General features: G+C 60.1%; 16 protein-coding genes and 2 tRNA genes. 10 read left to right on the top strand and 8 right to left on the bottom strand.

Annotated elements, in window-relative coordinates; translation table 11 throughout:
- Nucleotides 1-232: 232 nt before the first annotated feature.
- The 4 genes from ACYVNQ_RS29870 (at nucleotide 233) to ACYVNQ_RS29885 (ending at nucleotide 3,633) form a co-directional block, all read left to right on the top strand.
- Nucleotides 233-1,246: a tyrosine-type recombinase/integrase gene (locus ACYVNQ_RS29870; protein WP_460907771.1), complete on the top strand. Its 1,014-nt coding sequence runs from the start codon at nucleotides 233-235 to the stop codon at nucleotides 1,244-1,246.
- Nucleotides 1,247-1,625: 379 nt separating this feature from the next.
- Nucleotides 1,626-2,048 carry a hypothetical protein gene (locus ACYVNQ_RS29875; RefSeq protein WP_460907773.1) on the top strand — a complete coding sequence of 141 codons (423 nt, stop codon included), beginning with the start codon at nucleotides 1,626-1,628 and terminating at the stop codon, nucleotides 2,046-2,048.
- Nucleotides 2,023-2,619: a hypothetical protein gene (locus tag ACYVNQ_RS29880; RefSeq protein WP_460907775.1), complete on the top strand. Its 597-nt coding sequence runs from the start codon at nucleotides 2,023-2,025 to the stop codon at nucleotides 2,617-2,619. Before ACYVNQ_RS29875 ends, ACYVNQ_RS29880 begins: the two co-directional genes overlap by 26 nt.
- A 537-nt stretch (nucleotides 2,620-3,156) precedes the next feature.
- Nucleotides 3,157-3,633, top strand: coding sequence for a hypothetical protein (locus ACYVNQ_RS29885; RefSeq protein WP_460907777.1), 477 nt, complete (start codon nucleotides 3,157-3,159; stop codon nucleotides 3,631-3,633).
- A 341-nt stretch (nucleotides 3,634-3,974) separates the two neighbouring features.
- On the opposite strand, the gene ACYVNQ_RS29890 is transcribed toward ACYVNQ_RS29885, so the two are convergent.
- A complete protein-coding gene (locus tag ACYVNQ_RS29890; protein WP_460907779.1) occupies nucleotides 3,975-4,151 on the bottom strand; it encodes a DUF3606 domain-containing protein in 177 nt (58 codons plus the stop codon).
- 173 nt (nucleotides 4,152-4,324) lie between these two features.
- Between ACYVNQ_RS29890 and ACYVNQ_RS29895 the strand changes: the two genes are divergently transcribed.
- Nucleotides 4,325-4,954 (top strand): pyocin activator PrtN family protein, encoded by a 630-nt coding sequence (locus ACYVNQ_RS29895; RefSeq protein WP_460907781.1) that lies wholly within the window; start codon nucleotides 4,325-4,327, stop codon nucleotides 4,952-4,954.
- A gap of 996 nt (nucleotides 4,955-5,950) precedes the next feature.
- Here ACYVNQ_RS29895 and ACYVNQ_RS29900 read toward each other — a convergent pair.
- Both ACYVNQ_RS29900 and ACYVNQ_RS29905 read right to left on the bottom strand, forming a co-directional pair.
- A complete protein-coding gene (locus ACYVNQ_RS29900) occupies nucleotides 5,951-7,171 on the bottom strand; it encodes a tyrosine-type recombinase/integrase (RefSeq protein ID WP_460907783.1) in 1,221 nt (406 codons plus the stop codon).
- 172 nt (nucleotides 7,172-7,343) lie between these two features.
- Nucleotides 7,344-7,428: transfer RNA gene (locus ACYVNQ_RS29905), tRNA-Leu, on the bottom strand.
- 187 nt (nucleotides 7,429-7,615) lie between these two features.
- Here ACYVNQ_RS29905 and ACYVNQ_RS29910 point away from each other — a divergent pair.
- The 3 genes from ACYVNQ_RS29910 to ACYVNQ_RS29920 all read left to right on the top strand — a co-directional run bounded on the left by ACYVNQ_RS29910 (nucleotide 7,616) and on the right by ACYVNQ_RS29920 (nucleotide 9,528).
- On the top strand, nucleotides 7,616-7,900 hold the full coding sequence (locus tag ACYVNQ_RS29910) for a YkgJ family cysteine cluster protein (protein ID WP_460907785.1): 285 nt from the start codon (nucleotides 7,616-7,618) through the stop codon (nucleotides 7,898-7,900).
- A 122-nt stretch (nucleotides 7,901-8,022) separates the two neighbouring features.
- On the top strand, nucleotides 8,023-8,607 hold the full coding sequence (locus ACYVNQ_RS29915) for a DUF1439 domain-containing protein (protein WP_460907787.1): 585 nt from the start codon (nucleotides 8,023-8,025) through the stop codon (nucleotides 8,605-8,607).
- Nucleotides 8,608-8,691: 84 nt separating this feature from the next.
- On the top strand, nucleotides 8,692-9,528 hold the full coding sequence (locus ACYVNQ_RS29920; protein WP_460907789.1) for an undecaprenyl-diphosphate phosphatase: 837 nt from the start codon (nucleotides 8,692-8,694) through the stop codon (nucleotides 9,526-9,528).
- A gap of 102 nt (nucleotides 9,529-9,630) precedes the next feature.
- Here the strand turns inward: ACYVNQ_RS29920 and trmB are convergent, their stop codons facing one another.
- From trmB to ACYVNQ_RS29935, 3 genes are all read right to left on the bottom strand, one after another.
- Nucleotides 9,631-10,449: a tRNA (guanosine(46)-N7)-methyltransferase TrmB gene (gene trmB, locus ACYVNQ_RS29925; protein WP_460907790.1), complete on the bottom strand. Its 819-nt coding sequence runs from the start codon at nucleotides 10,447-10,449 to the stop codon at nucleotides 9,631-9,633.
- Between the two features lie 168 nt (nucleotides 10,450-10,617).
- Nucleotides 10,618-10,691, bottom strand: a tRNA-Gly gene (locus ACYVNQ_RS29930).
- A 189-nt stretch (nucleotides 10,692-10,880) separates the two neighbouring features.
- Nucleotides 10,881-11,951, bottom strand: coding sequence for a CAP domain-containing protein (locus ACYVNQ_RS29935; protein WP_460907792.1), 1,071 nt, complete (start codon nucleotides 11,949-11,951; stop codon nucleotides 10,881-10,883).
- A gap of 611 nt (nucleotides 11,952-12,562) precedes the next feature.
- Here ACYVNQ_RS29935 and ACYVNQ_RS29940 point away from each other — a divergent pair.
- Together ACYVNQ_RS29940 and ACYVNQ_RS29945 are read left to right on the top strand one after the other, a co-directional pair.
- Nucleotides 12,563-13,549, top strand: a complete 987-nt coding sequence (locus ACYVNQ_RS29940; protein WP_460907794.1) for an alpha/beta hydrolase family protein — start codon at nucleotides 12,563-12,565, stop codon at nucleotides 13,547-13,549.
- A 115-nt stretch (nucleotides 13,550-13,664) separates the two neighbouring features.
- Complete coding sequence (locus tag ACYVNQ_RS29945; RefSeq protein WP_460907796.1) at nucleotides 13,665-15,227, top strand: phospholipase D family protein; 1,563 nt, start codon at nucleotides 13,665-13,667, stop codon at nucleotides 15,225-15,227.
- Between the two features lie 16 nt (nucleotides 15,228-15,243).
- Here ACYVNQ_RS29945 and ACYVNQ_RS29950 read toward each other — a convergent pair whose 3' ends face one another.
- Complete coding sequence (locus ACYVNQ_RS29950) at nucleotides 15,244-15,807, bottom strand: YggT family protein (RefSeq protein WP_460907798.1); 564 nt, start codon at nucleotides 15,805-15,807, stop codon at nucleotides 15,244-15,246.
- Nucleotides 15,808-16,039: 232 nt separating this feature from the next.
- Nucleotides 16,040-16,357 carry an EthD family reductase gene (locus ACYVNQ_RS29955; protein ID WP_460907800.1) on the bottom strand — a complete coding sequence of 106 codons (318 nt, stop codon included), beginning with the start codon at nucleotides 16,355-16,357 and terminating at the stop codon, nucleotides 16,040-16,042.
- Between the last annotated feature and the right edge of the window lie 217 nt (nucleotides 16,358-16,574).

Raw genomic sequence — 16,574 nt, forward strand, 5'->3', positions numbered from 1 at the left:
CTTGTGCTGGTCTGTCCACGATTGCGCCCACTATAAAATTTGGTGGACACCAAAGTAGCCAAACTCAATGCTCAGTTCCAGACGGTGCTGAGAACTCGCTTACGACTTTGCGGCAGCCGTGCGCGATTACGTCTATGCGCTTAAATCGGTAATCGCGGGTGCGTCAACGGCACTTCCCCCTTCCGCTGCGACCATCGCTTGAGCAGCAAACGTAAATGCCGGCCACACACAAATGAGCTATCAGTTGTTCAAAGTTGGAAAAGCATGGCACTACCGGTTCTCCATCGACAGCAAGCGCGTGCAACGCTCAACGCACGAGTCAGCACATGTGCGCGCGGTTGTCGTTGCGGAACGGGCATATCGCGTCGCGTTGCTGCAATCTACCTCCGGCCGGGTAATTCCAACTTTGCGCGAACTGGTGATGCTTTGGCTCGCCGCGACGGAGCTGACCGCAAGTGCTTCGCACCGCGCCGGCATCGAGACCTTCGGCCGTCTGCATCTCGGCATTCTTGCTGACGTCGGCATCGACCAATTGACGACCGAGCTTGTCGAGCGTGCGCGCAATGAGCATCTTCAAACGCACGCGCCGAGCTCGGCAAACCACTGGTCGCGCAAGATCCGCCTCCTATGTCGCTGGGCAGTGCATCGCGGTCTCATTGGCAACATATCGTTCAAAGTTCGCATGCTCAAGGTGCAACGCAAGCCGCGAGCAACACTGCCAATCGATCAGCTGCGTCAGTGGCTTGATGCGCTCGACATCGTTGCCTCGGAACCGGTGCGCATCGCTGCGCGGCTGATGTTCGGCATGGGTCTGCGCGAGTCCGAGGCTGGCAGCGCACGGTGGGAATGGCTCGACGCTACCCGACAGACCTACACGCCCGGCAAGACGAAGGGGCGCGAGGCCGATCCAATACCCGTGCCGGCGTGGCTGATGGATTACCTGCGACCACTTCGCAAACCGGCGGGACTTATCGTCGCTCATGCTGACGGCAGCCCATTCGCCCGCGGCTTCACCCGCGTTGCCATCAAGGCAGCTAGTGCACGCACTGGCATAGGCGACATCACGCCGCATCGGTTACGCGGCACCTTTGCCACGTTGCTGAGTGAGTACGGTACGCCGGTTCAAACGATCCAGCGTGTACTACGCCATAAGGACGTGCGGACGACGCTTGGTTATCTCGAGTCCGATCTCTCGCATGCAGCCCGCGCGCAGCTCCGGATCGCCGAACAGGGCGGCTTGCAATGAGTGCGCGGTCACTGGCGAACAACTGGCGAGAAAACAGAGCTCATGCGCTACCGGCAATGCGCCTGCCTTTATCGGGAGTTGTGCAGTGTGACGGGCCGCGCGAGTGGCCAAGCGGACCGGCGGCCTTCGAAGGGCGTTGTAAAACCCTCCAAATCGGACCACGACCGAGCCCGTCCGTCGACCGTGATTCAGGTAATTATTTCAGCGGGTCCTTCCGGGGGACCTGCTTTAACGCGGGCATTGCGCGCGCCCGTTCCCCCCGTTTTTCTGAGTTGCAAAAACACCTGACAAGTCGGCCTCGATCGGTTGTAAGGATTGATGGAATGAATTTTCCAGCACCGCGGGAAACGACCGCGCCACAAGGAATCGGAGTGACGTGATGGACCGTGCAACGCGCACCGATCGTGTAACGCCAAACCTCGCAGGTCAGGCCAAAAATCTCGTGCGCATCGTCGATAAAAAGCACCTGTGCGAGCACCTCGGATGGTCGCGGCCGGCACTCGACCGGCGTCTCCAATCGGACAAAAATTTTCCAGTGTTGCACTGCGGCAAGACGGGGGATCCCTGGCAGTTCAACCTCAGTGCGGTACTCACGCATCTGCAGGTCGGTGCGGCGTATCGTCGACGACCGTCGTGTGCACCTGGCGGTCGCGCGCAACTGTCAGGTGACGCCCGGGACGAGCTACGGCTCGAGTTGGCAAAAGTGCGCGCGCTGCGACGCGCTGTCGAGGCTCTCCTCGCGGAGATCGCCGCCGTCGCAAGCGGTGGCAGCACTGTTGAGCGGGATCGACGTGGCGAATGATGAAGCGGTCGAATGGTCGGCGACTCCCCCGGTCACCAAGAGCGCGCTGTGCCGACTGCTCAGATGGTCCAGACCGAAGCTGGATCTGCGGCTGGACACTGACGCCGGCTTTCCGGTGTTGCAACGGGGAGTAAAGGGCGGTGGGTGGCGTTTCGATCCAGATGCAGTTGTCGCCTATCTGGAGGGCGAGTCTTGTAGCGGGGAGGGGTTGGCGGTCGAATCGGAACTCGGTCTTCGCGCTAAAGCTACCCCGGCGCCACGGCAGCGATCACCGATTGCTCACGCCGGCGAAGAGACAGCGAGGCAACGGCGAGATGTCGTTCAGATAGAAATCCTTACGGACAAGCTTCGGCACGATCGTCGCGAGCTTGTTCAGGTCGACCAGATGAACTGCATGCTTTCGTTAATGCTGAAGCACATAGACGACAGCCTGGATGCCCTCACCAGCCAGCTATCAGTGAAGCTCAAGGTCTCGGCCGATGGCGAAGCCGCTATCCACGATCTCATTAACGATCTGAAGAAGGCCGCGGCGCTCGAGCTACGCAGCCTCACCGACGACCGCCGCGTTTAGCCTGGCGCGACACCCCCGGCCGGCGGTGGGGCAAAACACCGGCAGCAGGCGATGAAGCGTAAGCGGATGCTCACCGGCCCCGGTCGGCTCTTTCCGCGTCAGGCGCCTGCCCAATTCAACCTCATATTTGGAGTTTGGCAATGCCGGCAGTTCTAACAGAAGCACGTCACGATGCTGGCTTTCTCGTTTCGGAAGCACGCGGGCATCGCTCGCGCGCAGCAGAGGTGAACGGGTCGGAGCTCCTCTGGCCGACAGGCGCCTCGGCTGCACAGATATCCGAAGGCATCGCGCAGCTCGCTGGGGTAGGGATAATCGTCCGCTGAGAGTGCCTTACACACACGCATTGTCCTTCACGGTGGCAGCTTAACGAAGCCGTAAAAATGGGGCAGCTTCCTCGAATAGAATGGCGGCTGCCACATCTGCCACGGGGAGCCACCATGAAGTTTCACGATCGTCGACAAGAACGGGCCAACGTCCCACCAAAGCGCAATCCATCGCCTGTTCCTGTTCAACCAAATCGCATAATCGGAGCAAGGTATGGAGCAAAACTACGAACGTAGCAAGTATGAAGCGCAGCTCGATGTACGCTACGGGACGTGTTGGAACGCATTGAATGAGCGCTTCTTTGCTCGTCTGGACTGGTTGTTCGGCGCAATCACGCTGCTCGGCGGCAGCGCGATCGTGTACACGACGACGGCAGATCATAAAGTTGCCGCGGCGTGGATCGGAGGACTGGTCGCGGCGAGCGCAATCCTCGAGCGACTTGCCGGCGCTACAGAGAAAAAGCTCGAGCACCGCGCGATGAAAAAGCGCTTTGCCGAACTCGACGCGCGTAGCCAGTCATTGAGCCTGGATCAACTGGAAAGCGAGCTGAAGCGATTGCAGGCGGACGGTCCTACCGGCATGGCCGGGCTTGCGATGGCTGCCTACAACGCAAACGTACGAACGCATGGTCGTGGCGATTCGGTCGGACAGCTGACCGCATGGGGCAAGTTTCTCAGTCTGCTGTCCTAGTACCCGCCTTTTTCTAGAACCGGGCGTCAGGCCTCTGCTTTTCCAGATGGCTGCAGCGGCCGTCGCCTTCCAATGCGACGAATCGTCGGCATCCTGTAATTCGATGCCGATATTCGAGAACTACCGATGCGATTCGCCCCCGCCGTTGCCGGATGACAGCGCCTACGAGTTTCCAAAATAATGTCAAAGGCACTTCGCTCTCCAGTTTCTAAAAAAGAAACCAGTGTGCGGCCCGTCTCAGGCGTCGCGAGTCGGCGTTTTCCTACATCGGAAAACGCGGCGCGCGTCAATGTCGGTACCGACGATGCATATCTAACTCCGCACGCATTCGTCGGTTTGGCTTACTTACCCAGTCTGACGCGCACAGCATCGACGTGCGGGCCAACCGCTTTCACAGCATCCTTCAGTTGAGAATGAGTGACACCCCACTTGTTGCTCCAATAGTTCAGCTCCCACGGTTCGTTAACATTCACCTGTTTCGGATCCTGAGGCTGTTTGATTTTCAGATTGTCGGTCATAGGTCTCTCTCAATAGTTGTGGTGCGATCGGATAATGCCGTACGGTCATTGAAAAGAAAGCAGTGGTAAACCCCGGCTCGAATGTTTGTCGGAAAAAGGTGAATTTCCTTAATTTGCTATGCATGAATGCATATTGAATAACGGGGATGTGGGAACTACGAAACGTGAGCCAAATGGATACTTTTTCAATCCTAACGACACAATACGGCGGCAAGGCCGTCGTGCCGATCGACATCGTGTGCCGCGACTACTTTGCGCCACTCACCGTACCGACACTCGTGCGGAAGATCGGCGCTGGCGAAATCGAGTTGGCGCTCGTACGAATCGAGCACTCGCGAAAGAGTGCTAGGGGCGTGCGCGTTCAGGATCTGGCAGCCTATATTGATGCCAAAGGGGCCGAAGGCGCGGCGCGAGCTCGAGCAGGTGCGAGATCGACGCGACGCGACGATAGGTCGCTTCCGCCGGTACCCAAGCCGGAATCATCAAACCGGCAGTCGCCGCCACTTCCTCCTAGCCAGGAGAGCGTGCGAGAGCCAATGATGGAGCAAGCATTAACGTTGAAGATGGCAGCAGAGCTTCTTGCCGTGAGTTACGGCACGGTCTACGCGCATCGCGCCGAGCTCGGCTTCTTTCAGATTGGTTCTGTGTGGCGGGTATGGCCTGACACATTGCGCGCGACTGGCGGTGAAGCAAGAAGGAAAAGCTCACGTGCCGCAGCCGACGGTGAACTCACTTCCGAAGGCGCGTGCGCCGTCACACTCGCCTTCACGGGATCTGCTCAAAGCGGAAAGGGAATTTGTTGAACTGGTAGCAAAACGGTTTTCATCTACGCGCCAGCAAAGCTGGTTCAAGCAGTTATATGCGTGCGCGGACCGCACTGAACGCCCGCTCATGTGGTCGATGAGCGCAGTACGAATTGGAGGATAAGATATGCCACTCAATTTCAGGCCAGTCATCTGGGTGACCGTAGAGAAAGCATCAGAATTCATCGGGCGCTCGATCGATTCATTTAACCATCTTGTGCGCGACGGCCGTCTCGTGGAAGGGAAGCATTGGAAATGGTCCCCCGACAATCGTCGCCACATCAACCTTGAAGCTTACGACGAATGGGTCGCAACGAGCAATTCGAAGGGGTCTACGCGCGGGAGGCGTCCATCCTCGTCGACTTCCAATGGGAAAGCGGCGAAGCCGGCGCAGACAAGCGACGATTCCGCGAGCGAGACGCCCTCGCACCGTCTACCTTAGAGAGTTGACTGCTAACGGCGGTCACCATTGACTAAATGCTTTCCTGCTGGTGGAGCAATATGGTGTGGCCGCGTTCGATCTGCTCGAGACGGAGTGCCGCAACTACTTTGGTCCGCTGACAGTGCGGTGATACTCGCGCGCGCTCAGGTTCTCAGGCTTGCATGGGGGGAAGGGATGCTGACATCGCGGCGAGGAGTCGTAAGGCCAGCACGCGAGTCAGAATCATCAAGCGCGCTCGACGTTCCTCTTTTGCCGCTGGATCGGGAGACGTGGCAACCACGCGTACTCATGCACAAGGGTTCCTCCAACTCGTGAGCGGCTGGAAGAGCGACCGCGCAGCGTGCGTTGCTGGCGAACCGCTGACTGATGCGAAACTCTATATGGGTTGAGGCCTCTCAAAGATCGAACTGCGACATGTCGGCACCTCAATTAGCAGGGGCGATAATCGCTTCACCCGTAACTCACTCGGATGGGGCTGCGTACCGGCGGACTTTATCGACTCGCGTGTCGACAGCGCCCGAAGTGTGGAAATATCGCGCGAGGCACAGCGGCCACTATCCGACCGCATTGATCGGGATGATTTCTGCACCAGCTTTAATTTGATCGAGATAGTTGGCCCACTTCTGCATCATTGCGCGTCGTTGCCGGAGGAACTTCGTCCGGTTGTATGCTGAGCCAAGCGCGTCTGGAACTTTGTGCGCGAGCTGGTGCTCGATCGTATCGGGTTGCTGTTCCAGTTCCTCATGCAAAATGGTCCGCGCCATCGCACGGAATCCGTGGCCGGTGATCTCCTCCTGCGTGTCATAACCTAGCCTGCGCAGGGCAGCATTGACTGCAGCATCGGACATCGGGCGTTTCTTATCGCGCGCACCAGGGAACACATAACGCCCGTCCCCTGTGAGGGCGTGAAGTTCCCGAAGAATGGTAATCGCTTGGCTTGGTAGTGGAACTAGATGGTGGGTTTTCGTCTTTCTGACGAAAAAGGACCATTGTTCGCGGTCAAAGTCGACCGAGGTCCATTCCATCTGGCGCAATTCACCAGGTCGTTGGAACAGCATTGGAGACAGGCGTAGCGCGCATTGCACGACAAACGTGCCCCTGAAGCCATCGAGGGCCCGGAGTAGCTCCGCTGCCTTATCCGGTTCAGTGATGGCCGCGAAATGCTTGGTGACGGAAGGAGGGATAGCTCCGATCAGGTCGCGTGCCGGATCGGACTTGCAGTATCCCTCTTTGATGCCGTAACGGAACACACGGCTGATTTCGCTGCGGAGCCGATGAGACGTAAAGCGAGCACCCCGCGCATCCACTCGCTTGAGTACCGCCAGAATTTCCGGCGCGTCGATTTCACCAATAGGCCGCTTGCCGAGCCACGGCAAGGCATCGGCCTTGAAACGGGCCAGCGTCTTTTCATACTGAGCCGGCTCGACAAACGAGCGGCGCTCTTCCATCCATGCGGTTGCGACCGCTTCGAACGAGTTGGACGCGGCGAGCAGGACTGCACGCTTCTGGATCTTTTTTGCCTCGCTCGGATCTACGCCAGCCGCGACCTTCTCGCGCGCCTCGTCGCGCTTCTTTCGGGCGGATGAAAGTGAAACGTCAGGATAGACGCCCCGCGCCAGTGTCTTGTCCTTGCCAGCAAAGCGATAATTGAGCCGCCAGTACTTCGCCCCCGACTTGTCGAGCTGCAGATACATTCTGCCGCCGTCTGATAAGCGATTCCCGCTGCCGTCAGGGTTAAACCGGGCATTCCTTACCTGGGTGTCAGAGAGCGGCATGGTGGTATTTCCAGCGAAAGCGCGCTAAGGCGCGGCGAATACCACCGAATGTACCACCACATACCACCGGCTGTTGTCGCACCTGTAAAGAACTCGCTGGAAACAAAAAACCCGCGGAGCTTTGTGCTGGCGCGGGTTTCAGGACTTTCTAGGAACTACTTGGAATAGTGCTTGGTGCCCAGGGCCGGACTCGAACCGGCACGCCTTGCGGCGGGGGATTTTGAGTCCCCTGCGTCTACCTGTTTCACCACCTGGGCAGTCTCGCGATGCGCGCGACGGCATGAGCCGGGCGCGGCGAAGACGGAGATTATGGCCGAAATCGCGACGCCGGGCAAGACGGCCGGCTCACGAGTGGCACAATGCGGGACGGGCGCGCAAGTTGCCGCGGCTGCGGCCGCCCGGATTCCAGCCAACCTTCGCAAAGCCGCGTCTCAGGAACATGCAGTGACAGCCGTTTCGCTCAAAGCCACCGATCATGCGTGCCGCCCCGGCTGCGGCGCATGTTGCATCGCCCCATCGATTTCAAGCGCGATTCCGGGCATGCCGCACGGCAAGCCGGCGGGCGTGCGCTGCGTGCAACTCGGCGACGATCTGCGCTGCGCGATCTTCGGCAAGCCGGAACGGCCGGCCTGCTGTTCGGGTCTACAACCGCAAGCCGACATGTGCGGCGCATCGCGCGACGACGCGTTGCTGTGGCTCACGCGTCTCGAAGTGCAGACGCAACCCTGAGCGGCGCACCACCACGCGGTTGCACGCAAAACGCGCGCGCTCAAGCACGAAGCATCGAAAACCAGGCATCGAACCCGCGCGCCACTGCACCGGCAGCGGCCCTTACCGGAAGGAGAACCTGTATGACCCCACCCGCCGCCCCGACAAGGCGTCGCTTCCTGCTCGCCGCATGCGCGGCCGCGGGCACCGCGTTATCGCTGTCCGCCTGTGCGGCATCCATCTTTCCGTTCATTCCGGATCACTACACGTTTTCGCAGCAGCAGGTTCAACAGGCGTTACAGCGCAAGTTCCCGTACCAGCGCACGATGTCGCAGGTATTCGATGTCGCATTGACGAACCCGGTAGTCGGCCTGCTGCCCGATACGAATCGCGTTTCCGTGCGGGTCGATGCGCAGTTCACCAGCCCGTTTCTCGGGCAGCCGGTGAACGGCGTGTTCACGCTGTCGAGCCGGCTCGAATACGATGCCGCGAGCCGTTCGGTCGTGCTGCGCGCGCCGAATGTCGACAATGTCAGCGTAAGCGGCGACGCGCAAGCCTATACGCAGCAGATCAACGCGGCCGCCGCGCTGCTTGCGACCCAGCTGCTGACCAACTATCCGATCTACACGTTCAAGCCCGAACAACTGCAATTTGCCGGAGTCTCCTACGAACCCGGTACAATCCAGGTCCTTACAAACGGCATACGTGTGCAGATCGTCGAAAAGTGACCTGCGCGTGGCCGTCAGGGCCGCGCGGCACTGCACCCGCTGGCCCGCTGCGAAAACGCATATCAATAGCGAGAAAGGTCACGGATGGACTGGATACTCACCTGTAAGGCACTGATTCTCGGCGTGGTCGAGGGTTTGACGGAGTTTCTGCCGGTGTCGAGTACCGGGCACCTGATCGTTGCCGGGCATCTGCTGCGGTTCGATACGCCGCAGGAAAAGACTTTCGACGTCGTCATTCAACTGGGTGCGATTCTCGCCGTGTGCTGGGAGTTCCGGCAGCGCATCGTCAACGTGGTCGCGGGTTTGCCGGCGCGCCCGGATGCGCGTCGGTTCGCGGTGAACGTGATCGTCGCGACGATTCCGGCCGTCGTGCTCGGCTTGCTGCTCGAGAAGACGATCAAAGCGGCGCTGTTCTCGCCGGTGCCGGTTGCGCTGGCGCTGGTGGTGGGCGGGGTGCTGATCCTGTGGGTCGAAGGGCGGCAGCGCAATGGCGGCGGCGCGCCCGCACGGGTTCATTCAGTCGACGACATGAGTACGCTCGATGCGCTGAAAGTCGGCCTGGCGCAGTGCTTTGCGCTGATTCCGGGCATGTCGCGCTCGGGGTCGACGATTATCGGCGGTATGTTGTTCGGCCTCGACCGGCGCGTTGCGACTGAGTTTTCGTTCTTTCTCGCGATTCCGATCATCTTCGGCGCGACGGCGTATGAGCTGTACAAGGACTGGAACGCGCTGTCGGTGGACGCGCTGGGGATCTTCACGGTCGGTTTTGTCGCGGCGTTCATCAGTGCGTTTGCGTGTGTGCGCTGGCTGCTGCGCTATGTCGCTTCGCATGATTTCACTGCGTTCGCGTGGTACCGGATCGGCTTTGGCTTGCTGATCCTGGTGGTCGGATACAGCGGTGGGTTGAGCTGGGCGGATTGATGCGACGGCGGCCGCAGGCCGCTGTCGTGTGTTGTGTCTGAGGTCTTGAGGTCTGCATGCACGGGCGGGTACAGCGTGCATGCAGACCTTTTTCATTGGCGGTTACGCGCCGGCGGCGCGACGTTTGAAGATCAGATCCCACACGCCATGCCCAAGGTTCAGGCCGCGCCGCTCGAACTTGGTCACGGGGCGGTAGTCCGGGCGCGGTGCGTAGCCTTCAGCGGTGTTTTCGAGCTCGGGTTCCGCGCTGAGCACTTCGAGCATCTGCTCCGCATAGTTTTGCCAGTCGGTCGCGCAGTGCAGGTATGCGCCGGGTTTCAGGTTCGATACCAGTTGCGCGACGAACTTCGGCTGGATCAGCCGGCGCTTGTGGTGGCGCGCCTTGTGCCACGGGTCGGGAAAGAAGATGTGCACGCCGTCGAGGCTCGCCGGGGCGAGCATGTGTTCGAGCACTTCGACTGCATCGTGCTGGATGATGCGGATGTTCGACAGATTCTGTTCGTCCATCAGCTTCAGTAGTGCGCCGATGCCGGGCTCGTGCACTTCGACGCCGAGAAAGTCGTCGTCGGGCCGGCGGGTGGCGATTTCAGCGGTGGTCGCGCCCATGCCGAAACCGATCTCCAGAATGCGCGGCGCGCGGCGGCCGAATTGCGCGTCCCAGTCGAGCGGTTGCGCAGCATACGGCAGCACGTAGCGCGGACCGAGCTCGTCCAGCGCGCGGCGCTGGCCGGTCGATACGCGGCCGGCTCGCGTGACGAAGCTGCGGATGCGGCGTAGGTGCAGCGGGTTGCCGGGTGCATCGGCTTCCAGGTTCTCGCGTTCGGCCGCGTCGTTGGGTTGCGTAGTAGACGCGTACGCATCGTCATCGGATGGCGTGGAAGGATCGCGCGGCGCGCTGGCTTCGTTCGGATCGTGGATCATCGTCGAGGGGCTGCTTGGCTAACGTGCATTCTTTCTCTTCGCGTGGAGGCTGGCCGGGCCGCGCACGGCATTCGACCAACGCGATAAAGGAGAGCAGGGAGATGAAGTGCGGTAGCACCATCCGGCTGCCTGACCTTGCGAAGAACTGCAATGAGGCTGTGAGCCGTCTGGAGCGGGCGATGGGAATCGAACCCACGTCTCTAGCTTGGGAAGCTAGGGTAATGCCATTATACGACGCCCGCGGAGCCCGCGATTTTACAGGGTTTTTGGGGGATTGGGGAGGTGAGTGAGGTGGATGTCAGCAAAGAAGCGCGTTGTCGAGGCTCAGTCCGCATCCCCTACGCGTTGACGGCGTAGGGGAGCCCGGCGATCCGGGACGCTACAAGCGCAGCGGACCGCCGCTTCAGATGACGCTCAGAACTCAATCAAAGCTAGTTTCCACTCGTCGGAAACAACGCTGATGTCGTGCTCCCAGAGAACGACTGGATAGACGGGAAGCCTGGCGGCAACGTCGGCGGAGTCGGTGTCGATGTTTTCTTCGGGCTCGACCCCGACGTCGACGATGTGAGCACGCTCGTACCCGCCGTCATCGTAAAGGTGCGGGAGAACGGCTTGCCATTGACGGTGCCGTTGAGCGACACCGAGTACTGCGTGTTCGCCTGTAACGACAGACTTTGCAACAGCGGAACGTACGCGGCGCTCTGAAACGGCCGCAGCAGCTTGTTCGGGTCGTTCTTCGAATCCAGCAGCGTCAGCGGGATCGAGGTGCCGGTCGACGACATCAGCGTTCCGGACGTCAATGCGATGGTGTCCGTCGAGTTGCCGATCACAAGGATCTGCGGGCCCGTGACGTCTGTGCCAGGCGCGGGATCGATCTGTTGCGAATTGAGCAGCGCGACGTTCGTCGAACCCTCGCACGGGAAGGTGATGGGCGACGAGGAAACTGGTTGGGTGGCGGTATTGAAGACGTCGATACTCATGAACTCGGATGGCGTCGACTGACCATTTCCGAGCGTTCCTTGAGCCGCGCCGATGCCGATGAGATCGACCGGCGTAAAGAGACTGGCCGCACCGTAAATGCCGGCGAGCATGCTCTGGTCGAGCCCTTGCTGCGCTTCTGTTGCCGCAGTGGACGTCGACACGTCCACGCTCGCCCCGCCGCCGAGGACGTTGGACGGAAAGCCGACCGACACGACGCGAGCGAGGTCTGTCACTCCCGTGAAATCCTTCTTGCCCTGGATTTCGGTGTCGGAACCCGTCCCGTTCGCTGCGCCATAGACCGCATGATTTTGCGCTGCCTTATCGAGAAGCTGGTTTTCTTGCAATGCCGGAAACCCGCACTCGGTTCTCGCCTGGTTCAGTTGGGTGAACAGCGCAAGCTGCACGCTACCAGCGGGATAGACGGGCGACGGCAGCGTGCCGGTGACCGTCGCGGCGGTTGCCGTCGTGTTGACGAACAACGCCGACAGTGCAAGCGAACAACCGGCTGTAATTGACGACATTTTACTGATACCTGAATTGCCACACTTCATTGAGTACCTCTCATAGGCTTCCTGTTACAGATTTACTTTCACAACTTTACAATTGCGCTCTTTTGCCGAAAAGCGCCACTCTTAACAAAACGACAGTTAAGCCTTGAAAAACATAGGGGCGAGCGGACGCATTGCCACTTCACAGATGAAGTGGTAGCCAATGTTTGCCGTTTTGGGTTAGCGCGTCCTATTACCTTATTTTTACGTTGATCCGACAACGGCAGATCAGCGACAGATAACGTCTACGGCGGGGATGCCCGCAAGGAAAAGCGATAAAACATTACGCATTGGCATGAAGATTTTTACCTGCTTTATTGGTAAATATAAATAAATAGCTACCTTGCTTTTGCAAGGGGATTTGCAAGCACGATGAATTTAAGGTGAAAGATTGGGTGATTCAATACATGGGAAATTGGTTGGCTAATTATAGACATCTATGGCCTGAAAAATAAAAATGTCCGTGTAACTTGAAAATAGTGAAATCTGCAAGAATGCGGTGGTATATGGATAGTCAATGCGGATCAAGCGTTACTTGTTTTATTTAAGTTTTATAAGGGTGGTGATATGGCGATACACGAAGTTTGATTGAGAATCTAAAGAACCGGCACGGCGTGCCGATATGGATCGTAAACCACACGTTTTCTCATGCCATGGGCAACGACCAAAACGATACCCGCAGCCCCGATTCGACACCTCTGATGTCCATGGCCTTCGCGATAGCTCTGTTACTGGCTGCCTCCAATGTCTGGGCCCAGCAGCTCGCAGCCAACCTGCACGAGTCCGTCGCGACGATCGACGTTGCTGTCAAAGATTTCTACGGCAGGGAAGAAACCGGAAAGGTCGCAATCACACAGTTTCTGCCGGACGGCGATGGGCCGTTTCCAATTCTGATCCTCAATCACGGGCGCAATGGCACCGATCGCAGCGACCCACCTCGCTTTCGGTATACCCGACAAGCCGCGTTTTTCGTGAAAAGAGGCTTTGCGGTGTTTGAACCGACCCGGATCGGATACGGCCAGTTCGGCACGCAGTTCGACCCGGAATACAGCGGAGCATGTCGTCGCAAGAACTACGCACCGATGGTCGATGCGGCTCGCATTGAGGAGTCCGCCGTGCTCGACTACGCGAAACGGCAACCGCATGTCGATCCGCACCGGATCGTTATCGTAGGGCAATCGGTGGGTGGTTTCGTCACGACAGCCGTGGCGGCAGAGAATCCGGACGGCGTAGTCGCAGCGGTTAATTTCGCTGGCGGCGCGGGCGGTGACCCCGTCCAGCATCCCGGCGTACCTTGCGAGCCAGAGTTGCTTGAGTCCGCGTATGCACAGTTCGGCAAGACGGCTCGCGTTCCGATGCTGTGGATTTACACCGAAAACGACCAGTACTTCGGCCCGACTTACAGCACTGCGTGGCACACCGCTTTCGTCCACGCAGGAGGTCATGCGGATTTCCACATGCTTGCGCCGTTCGCGGAGAACGGTCACACGCTGTTTGCGCGCGGCATCGATATATGGGAGCCGCTCGTCGCTGAATTTCTGGATCGCCAGGGGTTCGCTGCGAGACAGTAACGTTGACGCGAGCGGGTAACCGCCGTTTTAGTACGCAGACGCCGGCAATCAATAAATTCCCGAACCATCCGCATCACACGTTCGCTATGCTTGCCGTGTCCCGCGGAGATCAACAATGACGCTGCTGCGTAGGCTTCTGCCGATTGTTCTGCTCGTCTTCCTCCACGCATGCGCGAGTCTGCCGCCGCAGACAACCCGCACGCCCAGCTACAGCGTCACGCAAACCGACACCGCCAACACGCGCCTTGGCATTGCCTTCGCGCCGGAGCAGCGCGAACACGTCGGGCAGACCGCGTTCCGTCTGCTGCCGGATCCGGTCGACGCGCTGGTCGCACGCATCGTGCTCACCGAGCACGCCGAGCGCACGCTCGACCTGCAGTACTACATCTGGCACGACGATCTGACCGGCCGCGCGCTGGCGGCCGCATTGCTGCAAGCCGCCGATCGCGGCGTGCGGGTGCGCGTGCTGCTCGACGACCTCGGCACCAACGCCGACGATCAACTGCTGCTCGCATTGAACTCGCACGCAAACCTGCAGATCCGCCTGTTCAATCCGGTCGCGAACCGCAGTTTCAAGACGGTTGGCGCAGGCCTCGAGTTTTTCCGCGTGAATCGCCGCATGCACAACAAGGCGCTGATCGCCGACAGCCAGGGCGCAATACTCGGCGGTCGCAATATCGGCGACGAATACTTCGGCGCGTCGACCGTCGTCGACTTTGGCGATCTGGACGTGCTGGTGCACGGCGCAGTGGTCGGCGACGTGTCGCACGCGTTCGACGAATACTGGAATTCCGCCGCGGCCTATCCGATCGACGCGCTGGTCGGCCACCGCGCGGACCCCGCTGCGCTCGCCGGCTACCGCGACAAACTCGACGCCTATCTGGCCTCCGAGCAGAGCTCGCCCTATGCGGTCGCGGCGCTGCGCCGCCTGCATCAGGCACTGGACGACGACAGCGACGCCGGGTTCAGCTGGGGCAAGGCAACGCTGTTGTACGACGATCCCGACAAGATCACCCGCGCGCCCAGCGACGTGCAAGGTCATCTGATGTCGCAGTTCAAGGCGCTGAACCTGCGCGCCGAGCAGCAGATGCTGATCGTTTCCCCATACTTCGTGCCCGGCAAGGACGGTGTCGCGTGGATTCGCGACATGACGCAGCGTGGCGTGCGCGTGACGATCCTGACCAACTCGCTGGCCGCAACCGACGTCGCCGCAGTGCATGCAGGCTATCAGCGCTACCGCAAGGACCTGCTCGCGGCGGGCGTGACGCTATACGAGCTGAAGCCAACGACCAACGAAGGCGCAGCGGTGAAGAAGAGCCTGTTCGGCTCGTCGAAGGCGTCGCTGCACGCGAAGACTTATGTGTTCGACCGCAAGCGGATCTTCATCGGTTCGATGAATCTCGATCCGCGCTCGATCGAACTGAATACGGAGATTGGCGTGCTTTGCGAAAGCGGCGCGGCCGCTGCGGCGGTTGCCGACGGTGTGGAGCAGCAACTCGCTCAGGCCGCGTGGCGCGTCGAGCAACGCACCGACGCGAACGGCGCGAGCCGCATCGTATGGATCGATACCGACGCAAACGGCAACGCCACCGAACTCGACACAGAACCCGGCGTGTCCGCGTGGCGGCGCACCGGGATCTGGTTTCTTGGACTGCTGCCGGTCGAATCGCAGCTATAACGAAGCCGCCGCTGCCTCAGATGCCGAACAGCGTCAGCGACACGGCGGCGCGCGTCACGACCATCAGCAGCACCTGCACGATCACGAACAGCAGGATCGGCGACAGGTCGATGCCGCCCAGGCGCGGCACGATGCGCCGCAGCGGATCGAGGAACGGTGCGGTCAGTTCAAACAGGATCGGCATCGCCGGCGAGCGCGGATTGAGCCACGACAGCAGCGCCATCAGGATGGTCAGCCAGATCAGCAGGTTGAGCGCCCATTTGATCACCGTCAGCAGCGCGACGATCAACAGCGACGGCATCAGCGAGAGCGGGTCCACGCCGACGATCACCACCATCAGCACGACATAGACGAGCGACGTGATCAGCGTGGCGACGAGGCTTGCCGGATCGACCCGACGGCCGTTCGGCAGGATCTTGCGCAGCGGCAGCACAAGCCAGTTGGTGACCTGCATGACCGCGCTCGATACCGGGTTGTACGGCTGCATGCGAATGAATTGCAGCCATGCGCGCAGTAGCAAGGCGGCGCCGAACAGCGTGAAGACTGTGTTGAGCAGAAAACGGGCGATATCGCCGAACATCTTGTGTCCTTTCCTTCAGAAAACGTCCGGCACAGCGCGGACTCAAGACCGGCCGAGGCCGGCCGGTGTACGGTTGTGTATCGTGGCAGTTGCGCTGCATCCGCGGGACGCGCAACGGCCACGCGGGATACATCAGGTTTCGGGCAAACCCGGGGCAAACCCGGAGCAAACCCAGGGCAGACCCGAAAGCGCCGCCCGGCGAGCAATGCCGGCAGCGGGTCAAACGCGGTTGTCAGAATGGAACCTTGATCTCGCTGATCATGAGTTGCGGCTGGCCGTCGTAGTAGTTCGGCACGTCGCCCAGCAGCTCGCCTGCCACCGGATTGAAGGCCTGATAAAAGTCTTCCACCGCCTCGAACAGAAAATGGCCGACCGCGAAATAGGGTGGTGCCGAGTTCGGTGCGCCGCCGTTGATGCCCACTTCCACCGACCAGCCCTTCAGCAGCGTGCCGAACAGCCTGGCTGCGAGCGGCATGTGCGTGCCGCAGTAATAGTCCACATCGAAGTGGCCATTTTCCCGATGCGGATAGAAGACGTTGACCTTGATCATTGTGCGTTCTCGTCGGTTGGTCCTAGAGCCGGTTGCTGCCTGGCGGGTAGCAGTACGTGCCGGACGTCACATTATCATGGCTTACTTACAGCCTGCACCGGTCCGCGCGCGTTTTAGCCAATCGGCCGATGTATTTTCGCTGTAACCCGTCACTGGCGGGCGCGGACACGCGGCCAAGCGGCGCGCGCGAGTCCGCCGCGGAGGTCTGCGCATGCGC

The sequence above is a fragment of the Paraburkholderia jirisanensis genome (assembly GCF_054782355.1).